Below are 24149 nucleotides of genomic sequence, written 5' to 3'. Positions count from 1 at the left end.
CCAGACCACCCCCGACCAGCCCCTCGACATCGCCGGCATCGGCATCGGCCCCTTCAACCTCTCCCTCGCCGCCCTCGCCCACGGCATCCCCGGCCTCCGCACCGCCTGCTACGACCAGAACCACACCTTCCGCTGGCACGCCGGCCTCCTCATCGACGGCACCACCCTCCAAGTCCCCTTCCTCGCCGACCTCGTCACCCTCGCCGACCCCACCAGCCCCTGGAGCTTCCTCAACTACCTCAAATCACGCGAACGCCTCTACCCCTTCTACTTCGCCGAGCGCTTCCACATCCAACGCGCCGAATACGACGCCTACTGCCGCTGGGTCAGCCAATCCCTCCCCGGCCTCCACTTCGGCCACCAGATCGACGCCATCCGCTGGAACCCCGAACGCAACCTCTTCGAAATCGACTTCACCCAACTCGACACCGACGGCGAAGCCGAAGCCCTAGGCCGCACCTACACCCGCAACCTCGTCCTCGGCGTCGGCACCGCCCCCTACGTCCCCGACCCCCTACGCCCCCTCGTCGACGCCCCCGCCGTCCCCGTCATCCACTCCGCCGACTACCTCGACCACCGCGAGCGCATCCTCGCCGCCGAACACATCACCGTCATCGGCTCCGGCCAATCCGGCGCCGAAGTCTTCCTCGACCTCCTCCGCAACCGCCCCGCCGGCCGCGAAAAACTCCACTGGCTCGCCCGCACCCCCGCCTTCGCCCCCATGGAATACAGCAAACTCGGCCTCGAACAATTCACACCCGACTACACCCGCTACTTCCACGCCCTCCCCGAAGCCGTCCGCAACCAACTCCTCCCCCAGCAATGGCAACTCCACAAGGGCATCGCCGCCGAAACCCTCGCCGACATCCACGAAGAGCTCTACCGCCGCAGCCTCCACGGCGGCTGGCCCGACACCGTCCTCACCCCCGGCGTCTTCGTCCGCACCGCCGGCCGCGTCGGCACCACCCGCGTCGAACTCCACCTCGAACACGCCCAGCAAGGCACCCGCTCCCGCGTCACCACCGACGCCGTCATCCTCGCCACCGGCTACCGCGAACGCCCCGTCGACACCCTCCTCGCCGCCCTCGACCCCTACATCCGCCGCGACCACAGCGAACGCCCCCGCATCGACGAAAACCACCGCCTCGTCCTCGACCCCCTCGTCCGCGGCGCCATCCACGTCCAGAACGCCGAACGCCACACCCACGGCGTCGGCACCCCCGACCTCGGCCTCGCCGCCTGGCGCAGCGCCACCATCCTCAACGCCATCACGGAAAAGGCGGCCTACCCCCTACCGGAGCGGACCGCCTTCACCACCTTCGGCCTGGAACCGCGACCCCAGTCACGGCCCCGCGCCACCACATCAGAAGACCGGCGCACCATCCCGCGTCAGCTTCCAGTCCACTGAGGCGAACTTCGCCACATCGATCGACCCCTGAGCCTTCACCCAAGAAATGATCGTGTTACGGATCTCCTCCGAGTTCGCCCACACCTGCTTCGCCCGAGCCACATGCGGGAAATTACCCCCACCACTGGCCCGGTAATTATTCACCGCCAGAACGAACTGCGCCGCGTCGTCCAGCGGCTTCCCGTCAAACATCAACTTCGCGATCCGCGACCCCGGCGCCTTCGCGATGTCGATCTCATACGAGAGGCCGCTGACCGCGTCATAGTTGTAATCCGGAATGCTCTCCGCATTCGTCAGCTTCGCCGGATCCACCGGACCCCCCGCAGGCGTCCGCACAAAATACCGCGCCGAAAACTCCAGATACTCCCGCAGCTGCGCACCCGTCAGCACCCGCGCCTCCAGGGTGTTCTCGAACGGATACAACCCGGCCACCTCACGGATCGTCACCTTCCCCGCCGGCACCGCCGCCGTCCGCGAGAAACACGACGCCTGCGACAACACGGGCAACGCCGCATGAGCCGTCCCGGCCAACGCCGCCCGCACCGTCTCCTTCTGCACATGATTGATGAAGTCGATGATCGGCGTGTCCTTGTACGCCGCCTCGGCAGCACCCATCGCCGCCGTCGACGTACCGATCACCTGATTCACATACGCCACGACCTTCTCGTGCTCATCGCGCAGCAGCCGCGTGATCTTCTTGTCCTCCGGCACCGTGTTCGAGTTCAGCACCTTCGCCGAAACCGACTCCACCTGCCAGCGACCCCGCTCCCACACCAGACCGAAATCGAAGAGCGTCAGCCGCTGCCCCCACTTCAGCGGCTCGGACAGCACCACCTGCTTGCCCGTCTCCTTGTTCACCACCCGGTACTCCGGGATCTCCGTGTGCGCATGACCCACCAGGATCGCGTCGATCCCCGGCACCTGCTCCGCCACCAGCGCCGCCGCGTTCTCGATGTGCGGCAGCTGATCACCGTACGAAGAAGTCCCGCTCGAACCCGAATGCGCCGAAACGATCACCACGTCCGCACCCATCGAACGCAGCCGCGGCACCCACTTCGCCGCCTGCTCCTCCAGACCCGGGAACACCATCTTCCCCTGGACATTCGCCTTGTCCCAGATCGCGATACCCGGATTCGTCAGCCCCAGGATCGCCACCTTCACATCACGCCCGAACGGCGTGCACACCCGCTTCATCACATACGGCGCAAACGCCGGCCGCAACGTCCTGGCATCGAGCGCATTCGCCCCCAGCAGCGGGAAGTCGCACTGCTCCTCGAACTTCCGCAGCACCGGAATACCGTAATTGAACTCGTGATTCCCCAGCGCCGCCGCGTCGTACCCGATCGCATTCATCGCCTGAGCCATCGGATGCACCGGACCGTGCGCCTTGGTGATCGGATCCACCTTGGCGTAGTAGTACGACAACTGAGTGCCCTGGATCGTGTCACCCGCGTCGATCAGCAGGGTATTGCGGCGCCCCTTCTCCGCGCGCACCTGATTCACCAGCGTCGAGATCTTCGCCAGGCCCACATCGTTGTGCGCCTTGTCGTCGAACTCGGCATCCGTGAAGTAGTCCCAGTTGAAGACGTTCCCGTGCAGATCCGTCGTCCCCATGACGGTGAAGGAGTACTTCCGCTTCCCCCGGCCGCCCGTCAGGCCCGCATCCACCTCCCGCGCCTCGGCCGACCCGGCACCCACCGCCCCCACGAGTGCGACCCCCGCACCCGTCGCGGCGGTACGCCCCAGAAAGTTCCTCCGGTTCAGCGGCACTTCTTCTCCCCAAGTCACAGTGCAAGTCACAGCGCAAGTCACAGTGCTGACAACGCGCGTAGATTCTGACCCGGCCCACCCCGCCCGCGACACCCTCCCAAGGTTGCGATCCGGTGACTCCCCGGTAACTTCGCCGGAAGAAGCGGGAGGCCACACTGATCGCATGACCACACCCGCACCCCTGCCCTACGGCACCCCCGACACCCCCCGCGTCTCCGTCCGCGGCGAAGCCCGCCTCGAAGCCGACCCCGAAATCGCCCGCCTCGGCATCACCGTCACCGCCCGCGGCACCGACCGCACCACCACCCTCCACGACCTCACCCAGCGCAACTCCCGCGCCCTCGACCTCGTGAAGTCCTACGGCGACGCCGTCGAAAAAATAGAAACCGGATACCTCAGCATCACCCCCCAACTCACCGAAAAAGGCCGCAGCGAACGCATCAACGCCTACAACGGCAGCATCCACCTCACCGCCACCATCAACGACTTCACCCAACTCGGCGAACTCACCGCCCGCCTCGCCGACCTCCCCCTCACCCGCATCAGCGGCCCCTGGTGGGCCCTCCGCCCCGACTCACCCGCCCACACCGAAGTCCGCCGCAAAGCCGTCCACGAAGCCGTCCGACGCGCCCGCGCCTACGCCGACGCCCTCGGCACCGAACTCGGCGCCCTCCTCGAACTCGCCGACGACGGCGCCGAACACGCCGGCCGCCCCACAGCCCCCGGCATGATGCGCCGCGGACGCCCCGGCGCCGGACCCGCCGCCCCCGCACCCGAACTGGATCTCGAACCCCAGCGACAGACCGTCCACGCCCAGGTCAGCGCCCGCTTCACCATGGCACCGCCCCAGCTCTGACACAGCCGGCACAAAGCCCCGAGGGTGCTCATCGGAGCGCGCACGCGCACATTCACTCGTTGTCAAAAACCTTTTACACAAAGGCCGTTGAGCTGTCGCCGCCGACGGATTCGCTACCCACTGGTAGGTCGTAAGGTCGAGTCATGCGCCGAGCAAAAATCGTCTGCACCCTCGGGCCCGCCACCGACTCGTACGAGCAGATCAAGGCACTCGTCGACGCCGGCATGGACGTCGCCCGCTTCAACCTCAGCCACGGCACCTACGCCGACCACGAGGCCCGCTACCAGCGCGTACGCAAAGCCGCCGAAGAAGCAGGCCGCAGCGTCGGCATCCTCGCCGACCTTCAAGGCCCGAAGATCCGCCTCGGCCGCTTCCACGAAGGCCCCGTACTCCTTGAACGCGGCGACGAATTCACCATCACCGTCGAACCCGTCGAAGGCGACCGCCACACCTGCGGCACCACCTACGACGGCCTCGCCACCGACGTCACCAAAGGCGAGCGCATCCTCGTCGACGACGGCCGCGTCACCCTCGAAGTAACCGAGGTCGACGGCCCGCGCGTACGGACCATCGTCATCGAAGGCGGCATGGTCTCCGACCACAAGGGCCTCAACCTCCCCGGCGTCGCCGTCTCCGTCCCGGCCCTCTCCGAAAAGGACGTCGAAGACCTCCGCTGGGCCCTGGGCATCGGCGCCGACATCATCGCCCTGTCGTTCGTCCGCAGCGCGGACGACATCGTCGACGTCCACCGCGTCATGGACGAGGAAGGCCGCCGCCTCCCCGTCATCGCCAAGATCGAAAAGCCCCAGGCGGTCGAGAACCTCGACGGCATCGTCGCCGCCTTCGACGGCATCATGGTCGCCCGCGGCGACCTCGGCGTCGAAATGCCCCTGGAAACTGTCCCGATCGTCCAGAAGCGGGCCATCAAACTCGCCAGGCGCAACGCCAAGCCGGTGATCGTGGCGACGCAGATGCTCGACTCCATGATCGACGCCTCCCGCCCCACCCGCGCGGAAGCCTCGGACGTCGCCAACGCCGTGATCGACGGCACGGACGCGGTCATGCTCAGCGGCGAGACGAGCGTGGGCAAGTACCCCGTGGAGACGGTCAAGACCATGGGCCGCATCGTGATCGCCGCGGAGGAGGACCTCCTGGCGAAGGGCCTGCCCCCGCTGACCGAGCGGAGCAAGCCCCGCACCCAGGGCGGCTCGGTGGCCCGTGCGGCCGCCGAGATGGGCGACTTCCTGGAGGCGAAGTTCCTGGTCGCCTTCACCCAATCCGGCGACACGGTCCGAAGGCTGTCGCGCTACCGCTCCCCGATCCCACTGCTGGCGTTCACGCCGGAGCCGGCGACGGCGGCCCAACTGAGCCTCACCTGGGGTGTGGAGACGTTCCTGGGGCCGATGGTGCAGACGACGGACGAGATGGTCGACCAGGTCGACGAGTACCTGCTGCGGATCGGTCGGTGCCGGCGGGGTGACCGCGTGATCATCACGGCCGGCTCGCCACCGGCGACGCCGGGCACGACGAATATGGTGCGTGTGCACCATATTGGTGAGGAGTAGGCGGACTCGCCGTCAGTACTTGGGGCCTATGTGGGCGTCCATGAGGGCGACGGATGCTTTGCGGGCTACGGAGATGTTGAAGGGGTCGCTGCCGCGGGCCAGGGTGGTCCACTCGACGCCCACCTTGGTGAGGGTGTCGCAGTACAACTGACGGATGTCGTCGGACTTGTTGGTGAACAAGTACCTCGGATACTCGTAGCGCTTGCGTGCTCCGTTCACCATTCTGGTGGTCCAGTTCGTGACTCTGCATCCGTCGGAGTGGATGAGCCCTCGTAAGAAGCTCCAGGGGTGAGCGTCCACGATGCTCTGCTGCCAGTCCTCAAGGGCGATGCGTCGCTCATGCTTCTTGCCCGGCCCATGCTGAGGGAACATGCAGGGCCAGTGTGCCGAGTAGGACTTCACCTCCGTGCAGCCCTTCTTCTGCCGCCTGCCGGTGCTGGGAAGCGCCATGACCTTCTGCATGGCTTCCTCGGCTGCATCGATCAGGCCGGGCCATACGTCGCCGCAGTAGATGGACAGGTGGTTCTGTTTGGGCTTCGCGATGATGTGGCCGTCGCCGAGATAGAGACCGAGGAGGTAGGAGTAGGCCTGGTGGTCGTACGCCCGACCAGTGCATCTGGGGCAATCCGTCGGGCGTACGAACGATTCGCCCCTGCGTCTCCGGTCCTCGGACATCCACCAGCCGACAGTGCCGCGGGGGATGCCCAGGCTCTCGGCCACGATGCGGTTCGGAACGCCGTCCCTCATCAGGGCTACGGCGCGATTGCGCGTCTCCATGTCGTACACAGAGACGAGCCTCGGTGAGGTACCGCACCGGAAGACAGGATTCGAAGGTTCGTTCACCCTGACGAGCGAAGATCCCCTCGTGGCGGGAGCCGATTGGTGACCTTGGAAAAGAAGGGAAAGTGCCCCGAGTCGGATTCGAACCGACGCTGAATGGGTTTTGAATCCATGGCCTCTACCGCTGGGCTACCGGGGCTAGCCTATGAAACCAAGGTTATCGGAATCCCGCCGTGCGTCAAACATACCGCAGCTAGGTAGGCTCGTGGGGCAGCACCTTGCCCTGGAACGAGGAGACCCGTGACCGCCGCCGAGCCCACCCCGCCCGTCGACGACGAGCCGACGCACACCCCTCCGCATGTCACCCGTGTCGTGATCGCCGAGGACGAGGCCCTGATCCGTCTCGACCTCAAAGAGATGCTCGAGGAAGAGGGCTACTCCGTCGTGGGCGAGGCGGGCGACGGCGAGACCGCGGTCGCGCTGGCCCGGGAGCACCGGCCCGACCTGGTGATCCTGGACGTGAAGATGCCCGTCCTGGACGGGATCTCCGCCGCCGAGCAGATCGCCCGCGATTCGATCGCGCCGGTGCTGATGCTGACCGCCTTCTCCCAGCGGGATCTGGTCGAGCGGGCCCGGGACGCCGGGGCCATGGCCTATCTGGTGAAGCCTTTCAGCAAGAGCGACGTCGTCCCGGCCATCGAGATGGCCGTGTCCCGCTTCACGGAGCTGAAGGCCCTGGAGAAGGAGGTCGCGGACCTCTCCCAGCGCCTGGAGACGCGCAAGCTGGTGGACCGTGCGAAGAGCATCCTGCAGACGCAGTACGGGCTGACCGAGCCGGCGGCTTTCCGCTGGATCCAGAAGACGTCGATGGATCGCCGTCTGTCGATGCAGCAGGTCGCGGAGGCGGTCATCGAGGACGCCGAGGAGAAGAAGGCGGCGAAGGGGCAGTAGCCCGGCCGTGTCGTGAGCGAGGGCCCGTGTCCGTACCGGACACGGGCCCTCGTCAGTCTTCGCCGAGGTACGCCTTGCGTACCGATTCGTCGTGGAGGAGGTCCGCCCCCGTCCCGGAGAGGACGATCTTCCCGATCTCCATGACGTGGCCGTGGTCGGCGAGGGAGAGCGCGGCGCGGGCGTTCTGCTCGACGAGCAGGATCGTGGTGCCGGAGGCCCTGAGCTCGGTGATGGTGGCCATGATCCGCTGCATCATGATGGGTGAGAGGCCCATGGAGGGCTCGTCCAGCATGAGGAGCTTGGGGCGGGACATCAGGGCCCGGCCCATGGCGAGCATCTGCTGTTCTCCGCCGGAGAGGGTGCCGGCGGCCTGGCGGGCGCGTTCGCCGAGGATGGGGAAGAGGTCGTAGACGCGCTGGACGTCCTGTGCGATGCCGCGCGTGTCGTTGCGGAGGAACGCTCCGAGCTGGAGGTTCTCGGCGATGGTGAGGCGCGGGAAGATGTGCCGGCCTTCGGGGGAGTGGGCGAGGCCGAGGGCGACGACGCGGTGGGCGGGGACTCCGGTCAGGGGCCGGCCTTCGAAGCGGATGGTGCCGTCGAGGGGCTTGAGGAGGCCGGAGAGGGTGCGCAGGGTGGTGGTCTTGCCGGCGCCGTTGGTGCCGATGAGGGTGACGACCTGGCCGGCCTCGACGGTGAAGGAGATGCCTTTGACGGCTTCGATCTTGCCGTAGGCGACGCGGAGGTTTTCGACTTCGAGGAGGGCGGTCACCGGTTGTCCTCCGCTTCTTCTGCCGTGCGGGCTTCGGCGGCGGCCACCTCCGCGGCTTCTTCTTCTCCCGGGGCGCCTTCGAAGGGGGTGCCGAGGTAGGCGGCGATGACGCGTTCGTCGGCCTGGACGGTCTCGGAGGTGCCTTCGGTGAGTTTTTCGCCCTGGACGAGGACGGCGACGCGGTCGCAGAGGTTGAAGATGAATCGCATGTCGTGCTCGATGACGAGGACGGCGGTTCCCTGGGAGCGGATCGCGCGGACGAGTGTTTCGGTGGCGCGGGTCTCCTGGGGGTTCATTCCGGCGGTGGGTTCGTCGAGGAGCAGGAGGCCGGGGTCGCTGGCGAGGGCGCGGGCGATTTCGAGCTTGCGTTGTTCGCCGTAGGGGAGGTTGCGGGCGAGGTGGTCGCGTTTGGCGGCGAGTCCGGTGAAGGCGAGGAGTTCCATGGCGCGTTGTTCGGAGGCTTGTTCGGCGCGGCGGAATCCGGGGCCGCGGAGGAGGGCGGAGAAGAGGCCTTCTTTGGTGCGGGTGTGGCGGCCGACGAGGACGTTTTCCAGGACGGTCATGTTGGCGAAGAGGCGGATGTTCTGGAAGGTGCGGGCGATGCCGGCTTTGGTGACGAGGTGGGGTTTGGGGGGCAGGGTGGTGCCTTGGAAGGCGACGGTGCCTTCGGTGGGGACGTAGAGGCCGGTGAGGCAGTTGAAGAAGGTGGTTTTTCCTGCGCCGTTGGGTCCGATGAGGCCGACGATTTCGTTGTGGTGGACGGTGAGGTCGACGTTGCGGACGGCGGTGAGGCCGCCGAAGCGCATGGTGACGCCGGTGGCGGTGAGGGTGGGTGTGTCGGTGGGGGTTGGGGCGGGGGCGGCGGTGGTGGTCATGGGGTGGTCGCCTCCGCGTGCGTGAGGGTGCTGCTGCCGGTGGTTCCTTCGTGGAATTCGAGTTGCCGGCGGCGGTCGGGGATGAGTCCTTCTGGGCGGAAGCGCATGAGGAGGATGAGGGCGGCGCCGAAGGCGAGCAGTTGGTAGTCGTGGAGGAACTGGAGTTTGGCGGGGATGAGGTAGAGGAGGGCGGCGCCGAGGAGGGGGCCGCTGATGGTGCCCATGCCGCCGAGGATGACGGCGGCGAGGAGGAAGGCCGAGTTGGGTGGTACGGGGCCGGCGAATACGTATTGCTCGGGGACGACGGTGTAGGCGACGTGGGCCTGGACGGTGCCGGCGAGTCCGGCGAGGGTCGCGCCGAGGGCGAAGGCGAGGAGTTTGAGGCGGAAGCCGTTGATGCCCATGGCGGTGGCGGCGGTTTCGTCCTCGCGGATGGCGATCCAGGCGCGTCCGATGCGGGAGTCGCCGGCGCGGCTGAAGATGAGGACGACGATGACGGTGAAGAGGAGCATCAGGAGGTAGTAGTTGGCGAAGGGGTTGAGGGTGATGCCGCCGAGGGTGTGGGTCTCGCCGAAGTCGTAGCCGAAGAGGGCGAGGTCGGGGATGTTGGGGATGCCGTTGGGGCCGTTGGTGAGGGAGGGGCCGGATTCGCCGTTGAGGTTGCCGACGGTGATGCGGAAGATCTCTCCGAAGCCGAGGGTGACGATGGCGAGGTAGTCGCCGCGCAGGCGGAGGGTGGGGGCGCCGATGACGACGCCGAAGATGAGTGAGGCGGCGGCTCCGGTGAGGACGGCGGCCCAGAAGGGGAAGCGGATGTCCAGGGTGGAGGCGGTGGTGCCGGAGACGAGGGCGGCGGTGTAGGCGCCGACGCCGAGGAAGGCCACGTAGCCGAGGTCGAGGAGGCCGGCGAGGCCGACGACGACGTTGAGGCCGAGGGCGACGGTCGAGAAGATCAGGATGTTGACGGCGATGAGGGTGTACTGGTCGGTGTCCTGGGTGAGGGGGAAGAGGGCTGCGGCGGCGAAGGCGGCGGTGATGGTGGGGGTGCGGTGTTTGGTGGTGAGGGCGGTGAGGCGTGCGATGAGTCCGGCCCGGGCGAGGGCTGCGGCGCCGAAGCCGGCCAGGAGCAGGAAGCCGGTGAAGAGTTCTCCGTATGCGGTGCCGATGCCGTAGGTGACCAGGCCCAGGGCGAGGCCGAAGGATGCGGCGATGATGAGGATTTCGGTCCAGGCGGGCAGGGGTCGGGCGGGTGGTGGTCGTCGGTCGGTGGGGCCGGGTCGGATGGTGCGGAGTACGGAGCGGAGGGCTGTTCCGGTGCGGGTGGTGCTCAGGCGGCTGGTGGGTGGGAAGGAGGTGGTGGTGCGTCGGTCGAGGGGGAGGGCGAGGGTGCCGAGGAGGGTGGTGAGGGTGGTGAGGGCGGCGGCGTATCCGCCGGGTTCGAGGTTGACGAGTCCGCCGAGTTGTAGGGCGATGGCGATGAGGGTGTACCAGGTGGTGGCGAGGGTGGCTGTGGCGAGGAGTGCGGTGGCGTTGTGGCTGCGGGTGGGGTTGAGCCAGCGGGTGCCTGGGAGGTTCCAGGTGGTGAGGGCGTAGAGGAGGGTGAGGAGTGCGCCGGTGAGGGTGAGGAGTTGGAGGCCGCCGGGGTAGCCGGTGACGGTGAGGTTGCCGGGGAAGTCGGTGGTCCAGGTCCAGGGGAGGAAGGTGGAGGCGGCGCTGAGGAGGGCTCCGCCGGCGGTGAGGGTGCGGGCTGTGCCGAGGGGGAGGGGGATGACGGGGGTGGTTTCGGTGGTGGCTGCCGTCCCGTTCCCGGCTCCGTTCCCGGCTCCGGTCCCGGCCCTTTGCCCGGTCCCTTTCTCGTTGCTGTTGGCGTCGTCGCCTGCGGTCTTGTGTGGATTCATCGTGCTCACGCCCGATCCGCGACGCGTTCGCCGAGCAGGCCTTGGGGCCTGATGAGGAGGACGAGGATGAGGAGGGCGAAGGCCCATACGTCCTTCCAGCCGCCTCCGCCGAGTTGTTGCATTCCGGGGATGTGCTGGATGTAGGTGGAGGCGGCGGCTTCGGCGATGCCGAGGACGACTCCGCCGAGCATGGCTCCGTAGATGTTGCCGATGCCGCCGAGGACGGCGGCGGTGAAGGCTTTGAGGCCGAGGATGAAGCCCATTTCGAAGTTGATCTGGCCGGCGCGGAGTCCTGCGGCGACGGCGGCGACGGCGGCGAAGGCGCCGCCGATGGCGAAGGCCAGGACGATGATGCGGTCGGTGTTGATGCCCATGAGTTTGGCGGTGTCGGGGTCCTGGGCGGTGGCTTGCATGGCGCGGCCGGTGCGGCTGCGGGCGACGAAGAAGCCGAGGGCGAGCATGCACAGGGGTGCGGCGAGGAGGACGAAGACGTCGTCGCGCTGGATGTGGATGTTGCCGGCGAGTTCGAAGGCGTCGCCTTGGAATTGGGGGAAGCCGCGGGATTTCTTGGCGTCGGGGTAGAAGGCCCAGACGAGTTGCTGGAGGGCGATGGACAGGCCGATGGCGGTGATGAGGGGGGCGAGTCTGGGGGCGTCGCGCAGGGGGCGGTAGGCGAAGCGTTCCGCCGCGGTGGCGACGGCGACGGAGGCGAGGGCGCCGCCGATGAGCATGAGGGGGAGGGCGGCGGAGAGGGGGGTGTCGCCGGGAAGCCACAGGTGGACGCTGAGGGCGCCGAAGCCCCCGATCATGACGATCTCGCCGTGGGCGAAGTTGATGAGCTGGACGATGCCGTAGACCATGGTGTACCCGATGGCGATGAGGCCGTAGAGGGCACCGAGGGCGAGACCGTTGACCAGCGTTTGCGGCAGTTGGTGCACCGCTGGGCCTCCGATGCGGGTGTCGGATGTGGGTCCGCGCGAGGGCGTGGGACGCGTCCTCGCGCGGTGGGTGCGGTTTCCGCTGGGCCTGGTGGGGCCGTTGTCCGGTCCGTTGCGGTCCTGTTCGGGCCGCTGTTTCGGACGGTTGTCCGGGTGGTTGTTCAGTCCTTGAAGGTGGCGCTCTTGAGGGACTGCCAGGCGTCGCCCTTGACCTGGTAGACGGTCAGCTGTTTGTTGGTGGTGTCTCCGTATTCGTCGAAGGAGACCTTTCCGGTGACGCCTTCGAAGGAGACTTTGCCCATGGCTTCGGTGACTTTGGCGCGGGCGTCGGCGGGGAGCTTGCCGTTGTTGTCGGCGACGACTTTCTTGACGGCTTGGACGATGGCCCAGGCCGCGTCGTAGGAGTAGCCGCCGTAGGCCGCGTAGGGGTCTTTGTAGCCGGCGTCCTTGTAGTTCTGGACGAATGTCTTGGCGGAGTCGAGGCCTTCGACGGGGTAGCCGACGGAGGTGCCGAGGTCGCCGTCGTTGTTCTCGCTGGAGGCTTTGATGAAGGCGGGGTCGTAGACGCCGTCGCCGCCCATGAGGGGGATGCGGGCCCCGGTCTTCTTCACCTGGTCGGAGAGGAGGCCGCCTTCGGGGTACTGGCCGCCGTAGTAGACGATGTCGGCGCCGCTGTTCTTGACCTTGTTGGCGACGCTGGAGAAGTCGGTCTCTTTGACGGTGATGTGGTCGGTGCCGACGACTTCGCCGCCGAGGCGTTTGAATTCCTGGGCGAAGATGGAGGCGAGTCCGACGCCGTAGGTCTGTTTGTCGTCGACGACGAAGACCTTTTTCTTCTTGGCGTCCTTGTAGGCGTATTGCGCGGCGAAGCGGCCTTGGATGATGTCGGTGGTGGCGGTGCGGAAGTAGGTTTTGAAGGGGCGTTTCTTCTCGCCCTTGAGCCAGTTGTCGCCCTGGCTGAGTTCGGGGCTGGTGTTGGCGGGGGAGACCTGGGTGAGGTCGGCCCGGGCGAAGACGCCCTGCATGGACTGGGACACGCCGGAGTTGAGGGGGCCGACGACGCCGAGGACGGTCTTGTCGGCGACGAGTTTGGTGGCGTTCTGCTGGCCGGAGGCGGGGACTGCTTGGTCGTCCAGGGCTTCGGTCTTGAAGGTGACGCCCTGGACTTCCTTGTTCTTGTTGGCGGTGCGGGCGGCGAGGTCGACGGAGTTCTTGATGCCCTGGCCGAGGGCGGACAGGGAGCCGGTCAGCGGGGCGTCGATGCCGATCACGACGGTGGTCTGCTTGCCGCTGCCCTGGTTGTCGTCGCTCTTGCCGCCGTCGCGTGAGCCGCAGGCGCTCAGGGCGAGCGTGCCGGCGGCGAGGGTGCTGGTGAGGATGAGCAGGGGACGGTGGCGCACGGTGTGTCCTTTCCCCGGCGGGGCGGTGACTGGCCGTGACTCTAGGGGGGTGCGGCTGCGGGGGGCAGAGGTGCTGGCCATGATGTGACTGTCTTGTTATGACGCAGATCACTTCTGGGGATTTTTGTGTAGCAGCCGTGAGCGAATGATCTTCGCGGATGGTGATTTGTCCCCCGAGTGCGGAGCCAGAAAGTGCAGTTCCGCTAAGCAGTCGAGAGTGTGAGGAAGGGTGATCGGGCCGCGCGGGCCGTGGTCCTGCCGACGATGCTACGTTTCCCGCACCGCGTGACGATTACACACGGTCACGTGGGGGGCCGCCAGTTCTCCGAGCTGCGGGTGGCCCCGCCGGCGGCCTCGCAGCGCTGCCGCGCCTGGCGGCGGGCGAGTTCGAGGGCCGCGGCCGTCCCGTTCCTGCGCTGTTCGCCGCGGGCCGCCTGCACGATGTCGTCGTAGAGGGCGAACTGCTCGTTGGACAGGCCCTTCTGCTCCCAGTCGAGCCCGGCCCACTTGCTGCCGATGAGGTCCTGCTCGGCCCAGTACGAGATGAGCTTGGTGCACAGCTGCACGGGGGAGTCGGGCGTGGGGGAGCGCGGGGCCGGGCCGGCCGCGGAGTCCCCGCAGCCGGTCAGGAGCGCGGCCGTCAGAAGCAGCGATGCGCCGGCCGGCCAGCGGCGCGAAGGTGCCCGCATGCGGGCACGGTAGAGCGCCCGGGCGGGCACGGGAAGGTGCTGCGGGACGCGGAGGCGGGTGTCAGGCCGCCGGCGCCGCGGCGCCCGGGGCTCCGGTCGGGCCGCTCCGGTCCGGTCATGCCGCCTCGGCGCCGGTCGGGATGCTCCGGCGTCGGCCGGGACGCTTCGAATCCGGTCAGGACGCTTCGGCGTCGCGGAGGACGCAGGTCAGGCGCGCGGAGCACACGCGCTTGTCGTTCTCGTCGGTCACGACGATCTCGTAGGTGGCGGTGGTGCGCCCGCGGTGGACGGGGGTGGCGACGCCGGTCACCAGGCCGGAGCGGACGCCCCGGTGGTGGGTGCAGTTGAGGTCGACGCCGACGGCGATCCGGGAGGGACCGCCGTGCAGCATGGCGCCGACGGAGCCGAGGGTCTCGGCGAGCACGGCGGAGGCGCCGCCGTGCAGCAGGCCGTACGGCTGGGTGTTGCCCTCGACGGGCATGGTGCCGACCACGCGCTCCGGGGAGGCCTCGACGACCCGCACGCTCATGCGTTCGCCGAGGTGCCCGGCGGAGAAGAGGGCGGGCAGGTCGAGCCCGCTGCCGGACCACTGGTCCAGGACCTCCTGCGGAAACGTGGTCTTGCCGTGCTCGCCCATGCGTCGTGCTCCGATCACCCTCGGCCGTTGTGGTGTGAACGTTTTTTCAGTTCAACGGCCCCGCCGTCAACCGTTGCGGTCCTCCGTCCGCCCGGTGCCTGCCGCCTGCTCCGCCTTTTCGATCCTGATGACCAGGGACTTGCTGGCGGGGGTGTTGCTGGTGTCGGCGGTGTGGTCGAGCGGGACCAGGACGTTGGTCTCCGGGTAGTAGGCGGCGGCGCAGCCGCGGGCGGTCGGGTAGTGGACGACGCGGAAGCCGGCGGCGCGGCGTTCGGTGCCGTCGGTCCATTCGCTGACGAGGTCGGCGTAGGAGCCGTCGGCGAGGTCGAGGTCGCGGGCGTCCTCGGGGCTGACGAGGACGACGCGGCGGCCGTTCTTGATGCCGCGGTAGCGGTCGTCGAGGCCGTAGATGGTGGTGTTGTACTGGTCGTGCGAGCGGAGCGTCTGCAGGAGCAGGCGGCCTTCGGGGAGGCGGGGGTATTCGACCGGTGCGGCGGTGAAGTTGGCCTTGCCGGTGGCGGTCGGGAAGCGGCGCTCGTCGCGGGGGGCGTGGGGGAGGGTGAAGCCGCCGGGGCGGGCGACGCGGGCGTTGAAGTCCTCGAAGCCGGGGATGACGCGTGCGATGCGGTCGCGGATGGTGGCGTAGTCCCGTTCGAAGGCCTCCCAGGGGGTGGTGGAGGCGGTGCCGAGGACGCGGCGGGCCAGGCGGCAGACGATGGCGGGCTCGGAGAGGAGGTCGGGGCTCGCGGGCTTCAGGCCGCCGCGGGAGGCGTGGACCATGCCCATGGAGTCCTCGACGGTGACGAACTGCTCGCCGCCGGCCTGCCGGTCGCGCTCGGTGCGGCCGAGGGTGGGCAGGATGAGGGCGCGGGCGCCCGTGACGACGTGGGAGCGGTTGAGTTTGGTCGACACGTGCACGGTGAGGCGGGCGCGGCGTACGGCGGCTTCGGTGACGTCGGTGTCGGGGGTGGCGGAGACGAAGTTGCCGCCCATGGCGAAGAAGACCTTGGCCTGTCCGTCGCGGAGCGCGCGGATGGCGCGGACGACGTCAAGGCCGTGTTCGCGCGGCGGGGTGAAGCCGAATTCCTTTTCCAGGGCGTCGAGGAAGGCCGGTGCGGGGCGTTCGAAGATGCCCATGGTGCGGTCGCCCTGGACGTTGCTGTGGCCGCGGACGGGGCAGACGCCGGCGCCGGGGCGGCCGATGTCCCCGCGCAGCAGCAGGAGGTTGACGACCTCCTTGATGGTGGGCACAGCGTGCTTGTGCTGGGTCAGGCCCATGGCCCAGCAGACGATGGTGCGCTTCGAGGCCAGGATCATGGCGAGGGCCTGCTCGATCTCCGCCCGGTTCAGGCCGGTGGCGCGCAGGGTCTCGTCCCAGTCGGCGGTGAGTGCGGCGTCGCGGAAGGCCTCGAATCCGTGGGTGTGTTCGCGGACGAAGTCCGTGTCGACGGCGCCTTCGGTCTGCAGGACGAGCTTGTTGAGGATGCGGAAGAGGGCCTGGTCGCCGCCGAGGCGGATCTGCAGGAACAGGTCGGTCAGGGCGGTGCCGCCGCCTGCGAGGCCGCGGGCGTTCTGGGGGTTCTTGAAGCGTTCCAGGCCCGCTTCGGGGAGCGGGTTGACCGTGATGATCTTCGTCCCGCCGTGCTTGGCCTTCTCCAGGGCGCTGAGCATGCGCGGGTGGTTGGTGCCGGGGTTCTGTCCGGCGACGATGATCAGGTCGGCCTTGTAGAGGTCCTCCAGGAGGACGCTGCCCTTGCCGATGCCGATGGTCTCCGACAGGGCCGAGCCGGAGGATTCGTGGCACATGTTGGAGCAGTCGGGCAGGTTGTTGGTGCCGAACTCGCGGGCGAAGAGCTGGTAGAGGAAGGCGGCTTCGTTGCTGGTGCGGCCGGAGGTGTAGAAGACGGCCTCGTCGGGGGAGGTGAGGGCCGCCAGTTCCTCGCCGATGATGTCGAAGGCGCGTTCCCAGCTGACCGGCTCGTAGGCGTCGGACCCCTCGGCCAGGTACATGGGGGTGGTCAGGCGGCCCTGCTGGCCGAGCCAGTAGCCGCTGCGCCCGGCGAGGTCGGAGACGGGGTGCCGGGCGAAGAAGTCGGGGGTGACGCGGCGCAGCGTGGCTTCTTCGGCGACGGCCTTGGCGCCGTTCTCGCAGAATTCGGCGGCGTGGCGCTTGTCCGGTTCGGGCCAGGCGCAGCCGGGGCAGTCGAAGCCGTTCTTCTGGTTGACCTTGAGCAGGGTGAGGGCGGTGCGGCGGGCGCCCATCTGCTGGTGGGCGATGCGCAGGGAGTGGGCGACGGCGGGCAGTCCGGCCGCGGCGTGCTGCGGGGCGGTGACGTCCGGTGCGTCCTGGACGGGGTCGCCGGTGGGTGGCTTGCCTGCCATGTCGCTCTCCCTTGAGCGGTCGGTGGTGCGCTGTCGCGTACGGATCTTCCGTACGGAGCTGTGTGTGCGGATCTCTGTATACGGATCTGTGCGTACGGATCTGTGTGTACGGATCTTCGCGCGCGTTTGTGCGTAACGGCTCCGATCCTGTCACGGGGCGGCGGCGGGTGCGGGGGCGAGGTCGCCGTGGCCGGGATTGTCAGTGGGCCGTGGCAGGATCGGGGGCGTGGCAGCAAAGGCAGTGAAGACGAACGAACCGACCGGCACCGAGGCAGCGGAGGGAGGTCGCCCCCGCCTGCTCCTGATGGACGGGCACTCGATGGCGTACCGGGCGTTCTTCGCGCTGCCGGCGGAGAATTTCACGACGGCCGCCGGGCAGACGACGAATGCGGTGTACGGCTTCGCGTCCATGCTGGCGAACACCCTGCGTGACGAGCAGCCCACGCACTTCGCCGTGGCGTTCGACGTGTCGCGCAAGACGTGGCGCTCGGAGGAGTTCCCGGAGTACAAGGCGACGCGTTCCAAGACGCCGGACGACTTCAAGGGCCAGGTGGAGCTGATCGGCGACATGCTGGATGCGATGAGCGTGCCGCGGTTCGCGGTCGACGGCTTCGAGGCCGACGATGTGATCGCCACGCTGGCCACGCAGGCGGAGGCGGAGGGTTTCCACGTCTCGATCGTCACGGGCGACCGTGACTCCTTCCAGCTGGTCTCCGACGACGTCACGGTGCTGTATCCGACGAAGGGCGTCTCGGAGCTGACGCGTTTCACGCCGGAGAAGGTGCAGGAGAAGTACGGCCTGACCCCCTCGCAGTACCCGGACTTCGCGGCCCTGCGGGGTGACCCGTCGGACAATCTGCCGGGCATCCCGGGCGTGGGCGAGAAGACCGCCGCGAAGTGGATCAATCAGTTCGGTTCCTTCGCGGATCTCGTCGAGCGGGTCGAGGAGGTCAAGGGCAAGGCCGGGCAGAACCTCCGTGATCACCTGGAGGCGGTCAAGCTCAACCGCCGTCTGACGGAGATGGTGCGTGACGTCGAGCTGCCCGTGGGCCCGGAGGGGCTGCGCCGCGCGGCGTACGACCGCAAGGCGCTGATCGCGTTCCTGGAGGGCCTGGAGATCCGCAACCAGGGCCTGCGGGACCGGCTGCTGGCCGCCGACCCCGGTGGGGAGGCCGCGGAGGAGATCGTTCCCGAGGCCGGTGCCGAGGTGGACGGCGTGGTGCTGGGCGCCGGCGAGCTGGCGCCGTGGCTGGCCGGGCACGGCTCGGCTGCGCTCGGGGTGGCCGTGGTCGACTCGTGGTCGCTGGGCAGCGGCCGGGTCGCGGAGATCGCGCTGGCGACGGGCGAGGGCCCGGCCGCCTGGTTCGACCCCGCCGAGCTGGACGAGGCCGACGAGCGGGCGTTCGCCGCGTGGAGCGCGGACGCGGGCGCGCCGAAGGTCATGCACGACGCCAAGTCCGCGATGCGGGTCTTCGCCGAGCACGGCTGGAGCGTCGAGGGCGTCAGCATGGACACGGCGCTGGCCGCGTACCTCGTCAAGCCCGGGCGTCGTTCCTTCGCGCTGGACGCCCTGTCCGTGGAGTACCTGGGCCGCGAGCTGGCCACGGCCGCCGCGGGCGACGGTCAGCTGGCCTTCGGCGCGGATGAGCAGGCCGAGGCCGATGCGCTGATGGGCCGGGCCCGTACGGTCCTCGATCTGGGTGCGGCGTTCGCCACGCGCCTGGAGGAGGTCGGCGCGGCGGAGCTGATGCGCAATGTGGAGCTGCCGACGAGCGCGCTGCTGGCCCGGATGGAGCGGGCGGGCATCGCCGCCGACCGCGGCTGGCTGGAGCGCATGGAGCAGCAGTTCGCGGCCGCGGTGCAGCAGGCGGTGCAGGAGGCGCACGCGGCGGCGGGCCGCGAGTTCAACCTGGGCTCTCCGAAGCAGCTGCAGGAGGTGCTCTTCGGTGAGCTGGGCCTGCCGAAGACCAAGAAGACCAAGACCGGGTACACCACGGACGCCGATGCCCTGGCCTGGCTCGCGGGGCAGACGGAGAACGAGCTCCCGGTGATCATGCTGCGTCACCGTGAGCAGTCGAAGCTGCGCTCCACGGTGGAGGGGCTGATCAAGGCGATCGCTCCCGGTGGCCGCATCCACACCACCTTCAACCAGACGGTGGCCGCCACGGGCCGGCTCTCCTCCACCGACCCCAACCTGCAGAACATCCCGGTGCGGACGGACGAGGGCCGGGCCATCCGCCGCGGCTTCGTCGTCGGCGAGGGCTTCGAGTCGCTGATGACCGCCGACTACAGCCAGATCGAGCTGCGTGTGATGGCGCACCTGTCGGAGGACGAGGGCCTGATCGAGGCGTTCAACTCCGGCGAGGACCTGCACACCACCGTGGCCTCCCAGGTCTTCGGCGTGGCCAAGGCCGAGGTCGACCCGGAGATGCGCCGGAAGATCAAGGCGATGTCGTACGGGCTGGCGTACGGCCTGTCGGCCTTCGGCCTGTCCCAGCAGCTGAACATCGCCCCGGGCGAGGCCGGCAAGCTGATGGACACCTTCTTCGAGCGCTTCGGCGGCGTGCGGGACTATCTGCAGCGGGTCGTCGTCGAGGCCCGTGCCACGGGCTACACCGAGACGATGCTCGGCCGCCGCCGCTATCTCCCGGACCTCAACAGCGACAACCGCCAGCGTCGCGAGATGGCCGAGCGGATGGCGCTGAACGCCCCGATCCAGGGCACGGCCGCCGACATCGTCAAGATCGCGATGCTGCGGGTGGGCGAGGCGCTGGAGGCGGAGGAGCTCTCCTCGCGGATGCTCCTGCAGGTCCACGACGAAATCGTGCTGGAGATCGCGCCGGGCGAGCGGGAGGCCGTCGAGGCGCTGGTGCGCCGTGAGATGGCCGGGGCGGTGTCGCTGAGCGCGCCGCTGGACGTGTCGGTCGGCGTCGGCCGGGACTGGGAGTCCGCCGCGCACTGAGTGTGCCCGCGTGTGTGGATACGGCCCCTCTCCTTCACGGGAGAGGGGCCGTATCCACGTGAGGGGGGCGTGCGCGTGGTTCTCATCTGCCGCGTGCGTTGCTACCGTGCCCACCTCTCCTGACGCCTCGTCAGGTCCGGGTGATCCCGCCGGGAGGCTTCGCATGCGCGCACTGGCCGCCGCGGCCGTCGGACTGGCCGCCGCCCTCGCCCTGGTCCTCACCGTCACCGCGATCGGCCCGCCCGAGGGGAAGACCTCCCCGAAGCCCCTGCTCACCTCCGCGCCCGCGCACCCCTGACGGGCCGGCCGCGCCGTGCGCCGCAGAGCGAGCCTCGTCCTTCTCGCGGTGGCCGTGTTCCTCGCGGCCCTCGCCCCGCTGCTGCGCTGGTACGCCTTCCCCCGCCTGGCCAAGGTCCCGGCGGGCGCCTACCAGACCGCCGTCCTGGAGGCGAAGGACGCGACCCTCGTCGACTACGCCCGCATGGAGCCCCGGACCGTCCCCAAAGTGACCCTCGTGCAGACGCTCAAAGGCAACGCCGAGGAAGCCCGCAAGGTCCGCCGCGCGACCGGCAGCGACGTCGTCGTCTGGGACACCCTCACCCACATGGCCGGGCCCGATGGCGCGATGATCTCCCGGATACCCGAGCGGTACGTCTTCGACGCCCACAGCCAGCAGCCCGTGCATGCCGGCGGCGAGCACGTGGACGACACGCCCGTACGGCGCGACGGCATCGAATACAAGTGGCCCTTCCTCGTGGAGAAGCGCGACTACCGCTACTTCGACATGCAGACCCGCACCTCCGCGCCCATCCACTACCGCGGCACCCGCTCCTTCCGCGGCTTGGACGTCTACTACTTCGAGCAGACCGTCCCCTGGACGCAGGTACCCCTGCCCAAGCGGATGCCCCTCGGCGTGACGCCCGAGACCGTCCGGCAGCTGGGGCTGGAGCGCTGGTACACCACCCGGCGCATGTTCTGGATCGACCCCGTCACCGGCGCCCCCGTCAACGGCGAGGAGATCCACCGCGAGGAGCTGCGCTGGACCGGGCACCCGGAGAAGAAGCCGATCACGGCCTTCGCCGGGCACGTGAAGATGCGCGCCGACTACGTCGACTCCACCGTCGCCCTCGTCACCTCCCAGCGGCGGCTCGTGCTCCTACTGACCTCGTGGCTGCCGTGGGGGAGCGCCGGCCTGGGCGGCGTCCTGCTGGCCCTCGCCCTGTTCCTGGAAGCCCGCGCCCGCCCTCGTCGTGCATTTACCGGACAAAAGGAACACGATGGAGGGAAAACCGAGCGGCAGGCCCCGGGGAAAAGGGCCGCACGGAGCAGAGGAGGCTCGCCGTGAAGGAGAAGACGACGAAGGAGAAGACCGAGGACGGATCCACCGCGTCCCGGCCCAGCCGGCTGTACACCGGGGGCGAACGGCCGATCGACCCCGAGGACCTGGTCATGGCGTCCGGCCGGGACGTGACACCGGAACGGGTGGAGCGGGCGAAGCGGCTCATCGAGGAGAAGGGCGCGGCGGCGGTCGAGCGCTACCTCCCCTGAGAACGTCGCGCCTCGCCCTCCGGGCCGGTCCCTGAGGGCGAGGCTGCCGACGGTGCCCGGCGCCGTTCGGCGGCGCCCAATTTCTTGCCGCATTTCTTGCCGCCGCGACGGTGAGCAACCGGACACGCGCTGTCCGGCGGTGCCGAGGAGCCGGAGCCCCCCGCCCGTGCCTCTCAGTGGCCCCCCGTCGCCCGCCGCGTAGGCGACGCCGTCGTCGGGTCCTCCGGCCAGGGGTGGCGGGGGTAGCGGCCGCGGAGTTCGGCGCGTACCGCGCGGTAGCCGTCGCGCCAGAACGACGCCAGGTCCGCCGTGACGGCCGCGGGCCGCCCCGCGGGGGACAGCAGGTGGACGAGCACCGGTACCCGGCCGCCCGCGAGCCGCGGCGTCTCCTGCCAGCCGAACAGTTCCTGCAGCTTCACGGCCAGCACCGGCTGCCCGCCGCCGTAGTCCACGCGGATCCGCGAACCGCTGGGCACCTGGATCCGCTCGGGGGCCAGCTCGTCCAGGCGCGCCGCGTCCCCGGACGCCCACGGCAGGAGCCGCTGCAGCGCCTTGCCGCCGTCCGCCCGTTCCAGGTCCGAGCGTCGGCGGGCGCGCCCCAGCTCCCAGCCGAGCCAGTCGTCCAGGCGCTCCAGCAGCGCGCCGTCGGACACGTCGGGCCACGGTTCGCCCAGCTCCCGGTGCAGGAATGCCAGCCGCTGCCGCAGCCCGGCGGCCTCGGCCGTCCAGCGCAGCAGCCCGAGGCCCTCCCGCCGCAGCCCCTCCTCCAGCGCGGCCCGCAGGAGCTCCGGGTCCGGGTCCGGCAGCGGGCGGGACGCCAGCTCGACGGCGCCGAGCTGCTCGGCGCGCCGCGCCACCACGTCCCGCCGCTCCTCCGACCAGCGGACCTCCTCGCCCTCCGCGTGCAGGGCCCCGGCGGCGGCCCGCGCCGTGTCCTCGTCGATCACGGCGCCGAGCAGCACCCGCGCCGAGGCCGCCGTGACGGGCCGGTCGGCGACGGCGATCGCGAGCCAGGGTGCGCTGCGCAGCCGGGACCCGTCGCCGAGCTGCGCCCCCGTCCCGGACACCATGAGGTACGAGCCTTCGCCGCGCAGCGCGGCGACCCGTTCCGGGTAGGCGAGCGCGGTGACGAGGCCGGCCACGGCGTCGTCCGACAGCGCTGCGGCCGGGCCGCCTGCGCTTTCCTCGGCCACGCCCTTCAGCGCTCCTTCGAGCCTGCGGGCCTCCGCACGCCACCGCGCGCCGTACGCGTCGCCGCCGCGCCGCGCCGTACGCCAGGCGGCCGCCAGGTCGTCGCCGTACTCCCGGGGCGGTTCCTCGCTCAGGAGGGCCACGACCTCCGCGGCGCGGCGCGCACCGGCCTCCCGGGCCCCGTCGAGGAGGGCGCGCGCGAGGCGGGGGTGGACGCCGAGGCGGGCCATGCGCCGGCCCCGGTCCGTGGGCCGGCCGTCGGCCGAGACGGCGCCCGTGGCGGTCAGGACGTCGCGGGCGGCGGCCATCGCGCCGGTGGGCGGCGGGTCGAGCAGGGCGAGCCCGGAGGCGTCGGGATCGCCCCAGCAGGCCGCCTGCAGGGCGAAGGCCGTCAGGTCGGCCACCGTGATCTCCGCCGCCGGAAACGCCGGCAGGCGTACGTCGTCGGCCTCCGACCAGCAGCGGTACACCGTCCCCGGCGCCTCGCGCCCCGCACGTCCTGCGCGCTGCCGTGCGGAGGCCCGCGAGGCCCGTACGGTCGTGAGGGCGCTCAGCCCGCGCGCGTGGTCGGTGCGGGGCTCCCGGGCCAGGCCCGCGTCCACCACGATCCGCACCCCGGGGACCGTCAGGCTGGACTCCGCCACGGACGTCGCGAGGACCACACGCCGGCCGCCGTCCGCCCCGGCCAGCACCGCGTCCTGCACCGCGGCCGGGGCCCGCCCGTGCACCTGCAGCACCTCGGCCCCCAGCGCAGCCCGGTCGCCCAGCCGGCCCGCCACGCGCGCGATCTCCCCGACGCCGGGCAGGAAGCACAGGACGTCCCCCTCCCGCTCCCGCAGCGCCCGCCGCACGACCCCGGCGACGTGCTCCAGCAAGGCCGGGTCCACCCGCATCCCGTGCGGCGGCCGCACCGGCCGCTCCGGCGGCGCCCACACCGTCTCCACCGGGTGCGAGACGCCCTCGGCCGTGATCACGGGCGCGTCGCCCAGCAGCCGGGCCCAGCCCTCGGCGTCCGTCGTCGCGGACGCCGCCACCAGCCGCAGCTCGGGGCGGAGCGCGGCCCGTACGTCCAGGAGGAAGGCGGCGGCGGTGTCCGCGTCGAGGTGGCGTTCGTGGCACTCGTCGAGCACGACCGTGCTCACGCCCGCGAGCTCGGGGTCGCGCTGCAGCCGCTGCAGCAGCACTCCGGTGGTGACGACCTCGACCACCGTGCGGGGCCCGGCCCGCCGCTCCCCGCGCACGGTGAAGCCGACCTGCTCGCCGACGCTCTCGCCCAGCAGCCACGCCATGCGGCGGGCGGCGGCCCGCGCGGCGATCCGGCGCGGCTCGGCGACCACGACGCGCCGGCGCGGGCCGTCGCCGGTGAGCCCGGCGAGGACCAGCGGCACGAGGGTGGTCTTGCCGGTGCCGGGGGGTGCGCACAGCACGGCCGCGCCGTGCGCGTCGAGCGCGCGCGTCAGGGCGGGGAGGGCGGAGCGGACGGGCAGCCGGTCGAGGGCGTCGCTGTGGATCACACGCCCAGTCTCGCCC

The 24149-nt window shown here is 69.9% G+C and carries 19 protein-coding genes and 1 tRNA gene; 8 read left to right on the top strand and 12 right to left on the bottom strand.

The annotated features are described in order from the left end of the window. A partial coding sequence (locus tag NQU55_RS17555) for a lysine N(6)-hydroxylase/L-ornithine N(5)-oxygenase family protein (RefSeq protein WP_256790818.1) occupies positions 1–1408 on the top strand: 1408 nt, incomplete at its 5' end. Here the strand turns inward: NQU55_RS17555 and NQU55_RS17550 are convergent. Continuing rightward, positions 1364–3178, bottom strand: coding sequence for a bifunctional metallophosphatase/5'-nucleotidase (locus tag NQU55_RS17550; protein WP_168096790.1), 1815 nt, complete (start codon positions 3176–3178; stop codon positions 1364–1366). The two genes, NQU55_RS17555 and NQU55_RS17550, sit on opposite strands and share 45 nt — an antisense overlap. Positions 3179–3341: 163 nt before the next feature. Here NQU55_RS17550 and NQU55_RS17545 point away from each other — a divergent pair, with 163 nt between their 5' ends. Together NQU55_RS17545 and pyk are read left to right on the top strand one after the other, a co-directional pair. Further along, complete coding sequence (locus tag NQU55_RS17545; RefSeq protein ID WP_256790817.1) at positions 3342–4034, top strand: SIMPL domain-containing protein; 693 nt, start codon at positions 3342–3344, stop codon at positions 4032–4034. Positions 4035–4177: 143 nt separating this feature from the next. Further along, positions 4178–5599, top strand: a complete 1422-nt coding sequence (gene pyk, locus NQU55_RS17540) for a pyruvate kinase (RefSeq protein WP_168093251.1) — start codon at positions 4178–4180, stop codon at positions 5597–5599. 12 nt (positions 5600–5611) lie between these two features. On the opposite strand, the gene NQU55_RS17535 is transcribed toward pyk, so the two are convergent. Both NQU55_RS17535 and NQU55_RS17530 read right to left on the bottom strand, forming a co-directional pair. After that, the gene (locus NQU55_RS17535; protein WP_168093261.1) at positions 5612–6376 is read right to left on the bottom strand and encodes a helix-turn-helix domain-containing protein; all 765 of its coding nucleotides are present in this window, start codon (positions 6374–6376) and stop codon (positions 5612–5614) included. 129 nt (positions 6377–6505) lie between these two features. Next, a tRNA-Leu gene (locus tag NQU55_RS17530) sits at positions 6506–6578 on the bottom strand. Between the two features lie 101 nt (positions 6579–6679). On the opposite strand from NQU55_RS17530, the gene NQU55_RS17525 reads away from it, so the two are divergent. Beyond that, positions 6680–7330 (top strand): ANTAR domain-containing response regulator, encoded by a 651-nt coding sequence (locus tag NQU55_RS17525; RefSeq protein WP_168093252.1) that lies wholly within the window; start codon positions 6680–6682, stop codon positions 7328–7330. 52 nt (positions 7331–7382) lie between these two features. On the opposite strand, the gene NQU55_RS17520 is transcribed toward NQU55_RS17525, so the two are convergent. From NQU55_RS17520 to NQU55_RS17485, 8 genes are all read right to left on the bottom strand, one after another. After that, the gene (locus NQU55_RS17520; protein ID WP_168093253.1) at positions 7383–8099 is read right to left on the bottom strand and encodes an ABC transporter ATP-binding protein; all 717 of its coding nucleotides are present in this window, start codon (positions 8097–8099) and stop codon (positions 7383–7385) included. Continuing rightward, positions 8096–8974 carry an ABC transporter ATP-binding protein gene (locus tag NQU55_RS17515; RefSeq protein WP_168093254.1) on the bottom strand — a complete coding sequence of 293 codons (879 nt, stop codon included), beginning with the start codon at positions 8972–8974 and terminating at the stop codon, positions 8096–8098. The genes NQU55_RS17520 and NQU55_RS17515 overlap by 4 nt, the downstream gene beginning before the upstream one ends. After that, on the bottom strand, positions 8971–10872 hold the full coding sequence (locus NQU55_RS17510) for a branched-chain amino acid ABC transporter permease (protein ID WP_168093255.1): 1902 nt from the start codon (positions 10870–10872) through the stop codon (positions 8971–8973). Before NQU55_RS17510 ends, NQU55_RS17515 begins: the two co-directional genes overlap by 4 nt. Positions 10873–10877: 5 nt before the next feature. Beyond that, complete coding sequence (locus NQU55_RS17505) at positions 10878–11810, bottom strand: branched-chain amino acid ABC transporter permease (protein WP_168093256.1); 933 nt, start codon at positions 11808–11810, stop codon at positions 10878–10880. A gap of 161 nt (positions 11811–11971) precedes the next feature. Beyond that, the gene (locus tag NQU55_RS17500; RefSeq protein WP_168093257.1) at positions 11972–13210 is read right to left on the bottom strand and encodes a branched-chain amino acid ABC transporter substrate-binding protein; all 1239 of its coding nucleotides are present in this window, start codon (positions 13208–13210) and stop codon (positions 11972–11974) included. A 302-nt stretch (positions 13211–13512) separates the two neighbouring features. Next, a complete protein-coding gene (locus NQU55_RS17495; protein WP_168093258.1) occupies positions 13513–13899 on the bottom strand; it encodes a hypothetical protein in 387 nt (128 codons plus the stop codon). A gap of 175 nt (positions 13900–14074) precedes the next feature. Then, positions 14075–14536, bottom strand: coding sequence for a PaaI family thioesterase (locus tag NQU55_RS17490; RefSeq protein ID WP_168093259.1), 462 nt, complete (start codon positions 14534–14536; stop codon positions 14075–14077). A 66-nt stretch (positions 14537–14602) separates the two neighbouring features. Further along, positions 14603–16918 carry an FdhF/YdeP family oxidoreductase gene (locus NQU55_RS17485; RefSeq protein ID WP_168093260.1) on the bottom strand — a complete coding sequence of 772 codons (2316 nt, stop codon included), beginning with the start codon at positions 16916–16918 and terminating at the stop codon, positions 14603–14605. A 304-nt stretch (positions 16919–17222) separates the two neighbouring features. On the opposite strand from NQU55_RS17485, the gene polA reads away from it, so the two are divergent. The 4 genes from polA to NQU55_RS17465 all read left to right on the top strand — a co-directional run bounded on the left by polA (position 17223) and on the right by NQU55_RS17465 (position 21428). Continuing rightward, positions 17223–19880, top strand: coding sequence for a DNA polymerase I (polA, locus tag NQU55_RS17480; RefSeq protein ID WP_256790820.1), 2658 nt, complete (start codon positions 17223–17225; stop codon positions 19878–19880). Positions 19881–20043: 163 nt separating this feature from the next. Then, the gene (locus tag NQU55_RS17475) at positions 20044–20178 is read left to right on the top strand and encodes an SPW_0924 family protein (RefSeq protein WP_256790816.1); all 135 of its coding nucleotides are present in this window, start codon (positions 20044–20046) and stop codon (positions 20176–20178) included. Between the two features lie 15 nt (positions 20179–20193). After that, positions 20194–21225, top strand: coding sequence for a cell envelope lipid trafficking protein PgfA (gene pgfA / locus NQU55_RS17470; RefSeq protein ID WP_168097019.1), 1032 nt, complete (start codon positions 20194–20196; stop codon positions 21223–21225). After that, a complete protein-coding gene (locus NQU55_RS17465; protein ID WP_168097018.1) occupies positions 21222–21428 on the top strand; it encodes a hypothetical protein in 207 nt (68 codons plus the stop codon). The genes pgfA and NQU55_RS17465 overlap by 4 nt, the downstream gene beginning before the upstream one ends. A 173-nt stretch (positions 21429–21601) precedes the next feature. Here NQU55_RS17465 and hrpB read toward each other — a convergent pair whose 3' ends face one another. Continuing rightward, positions 21602–24133 (bottom strand): ATP-dependent helicase HrpB, encoded by a 2532-nt coding sequence (hrpB, locus tag NQU55_RS17460; protein ID WP_168095646.1) that lies wholly within the window; start codon positions 24131–24133, stop codon positions 21602–21604. Positions 24134–24149 lie beyond the last annotated feature (16 nt).

The organism is Streptomyces telluris (genome assembly GCF_024519335.1).
Taxonomy (GTDB): Bacteria; Actinomycetota; Actinomycetes; order Streptomycetales; family Streptomycetaceae; genus Streptomyces; species Streptomyces telluris.
The sequence above is the reverse complement of the archived record's forward strand: the minus strand, read 5'-3'. Positions and strand labels throughout refer to the sequence as shown.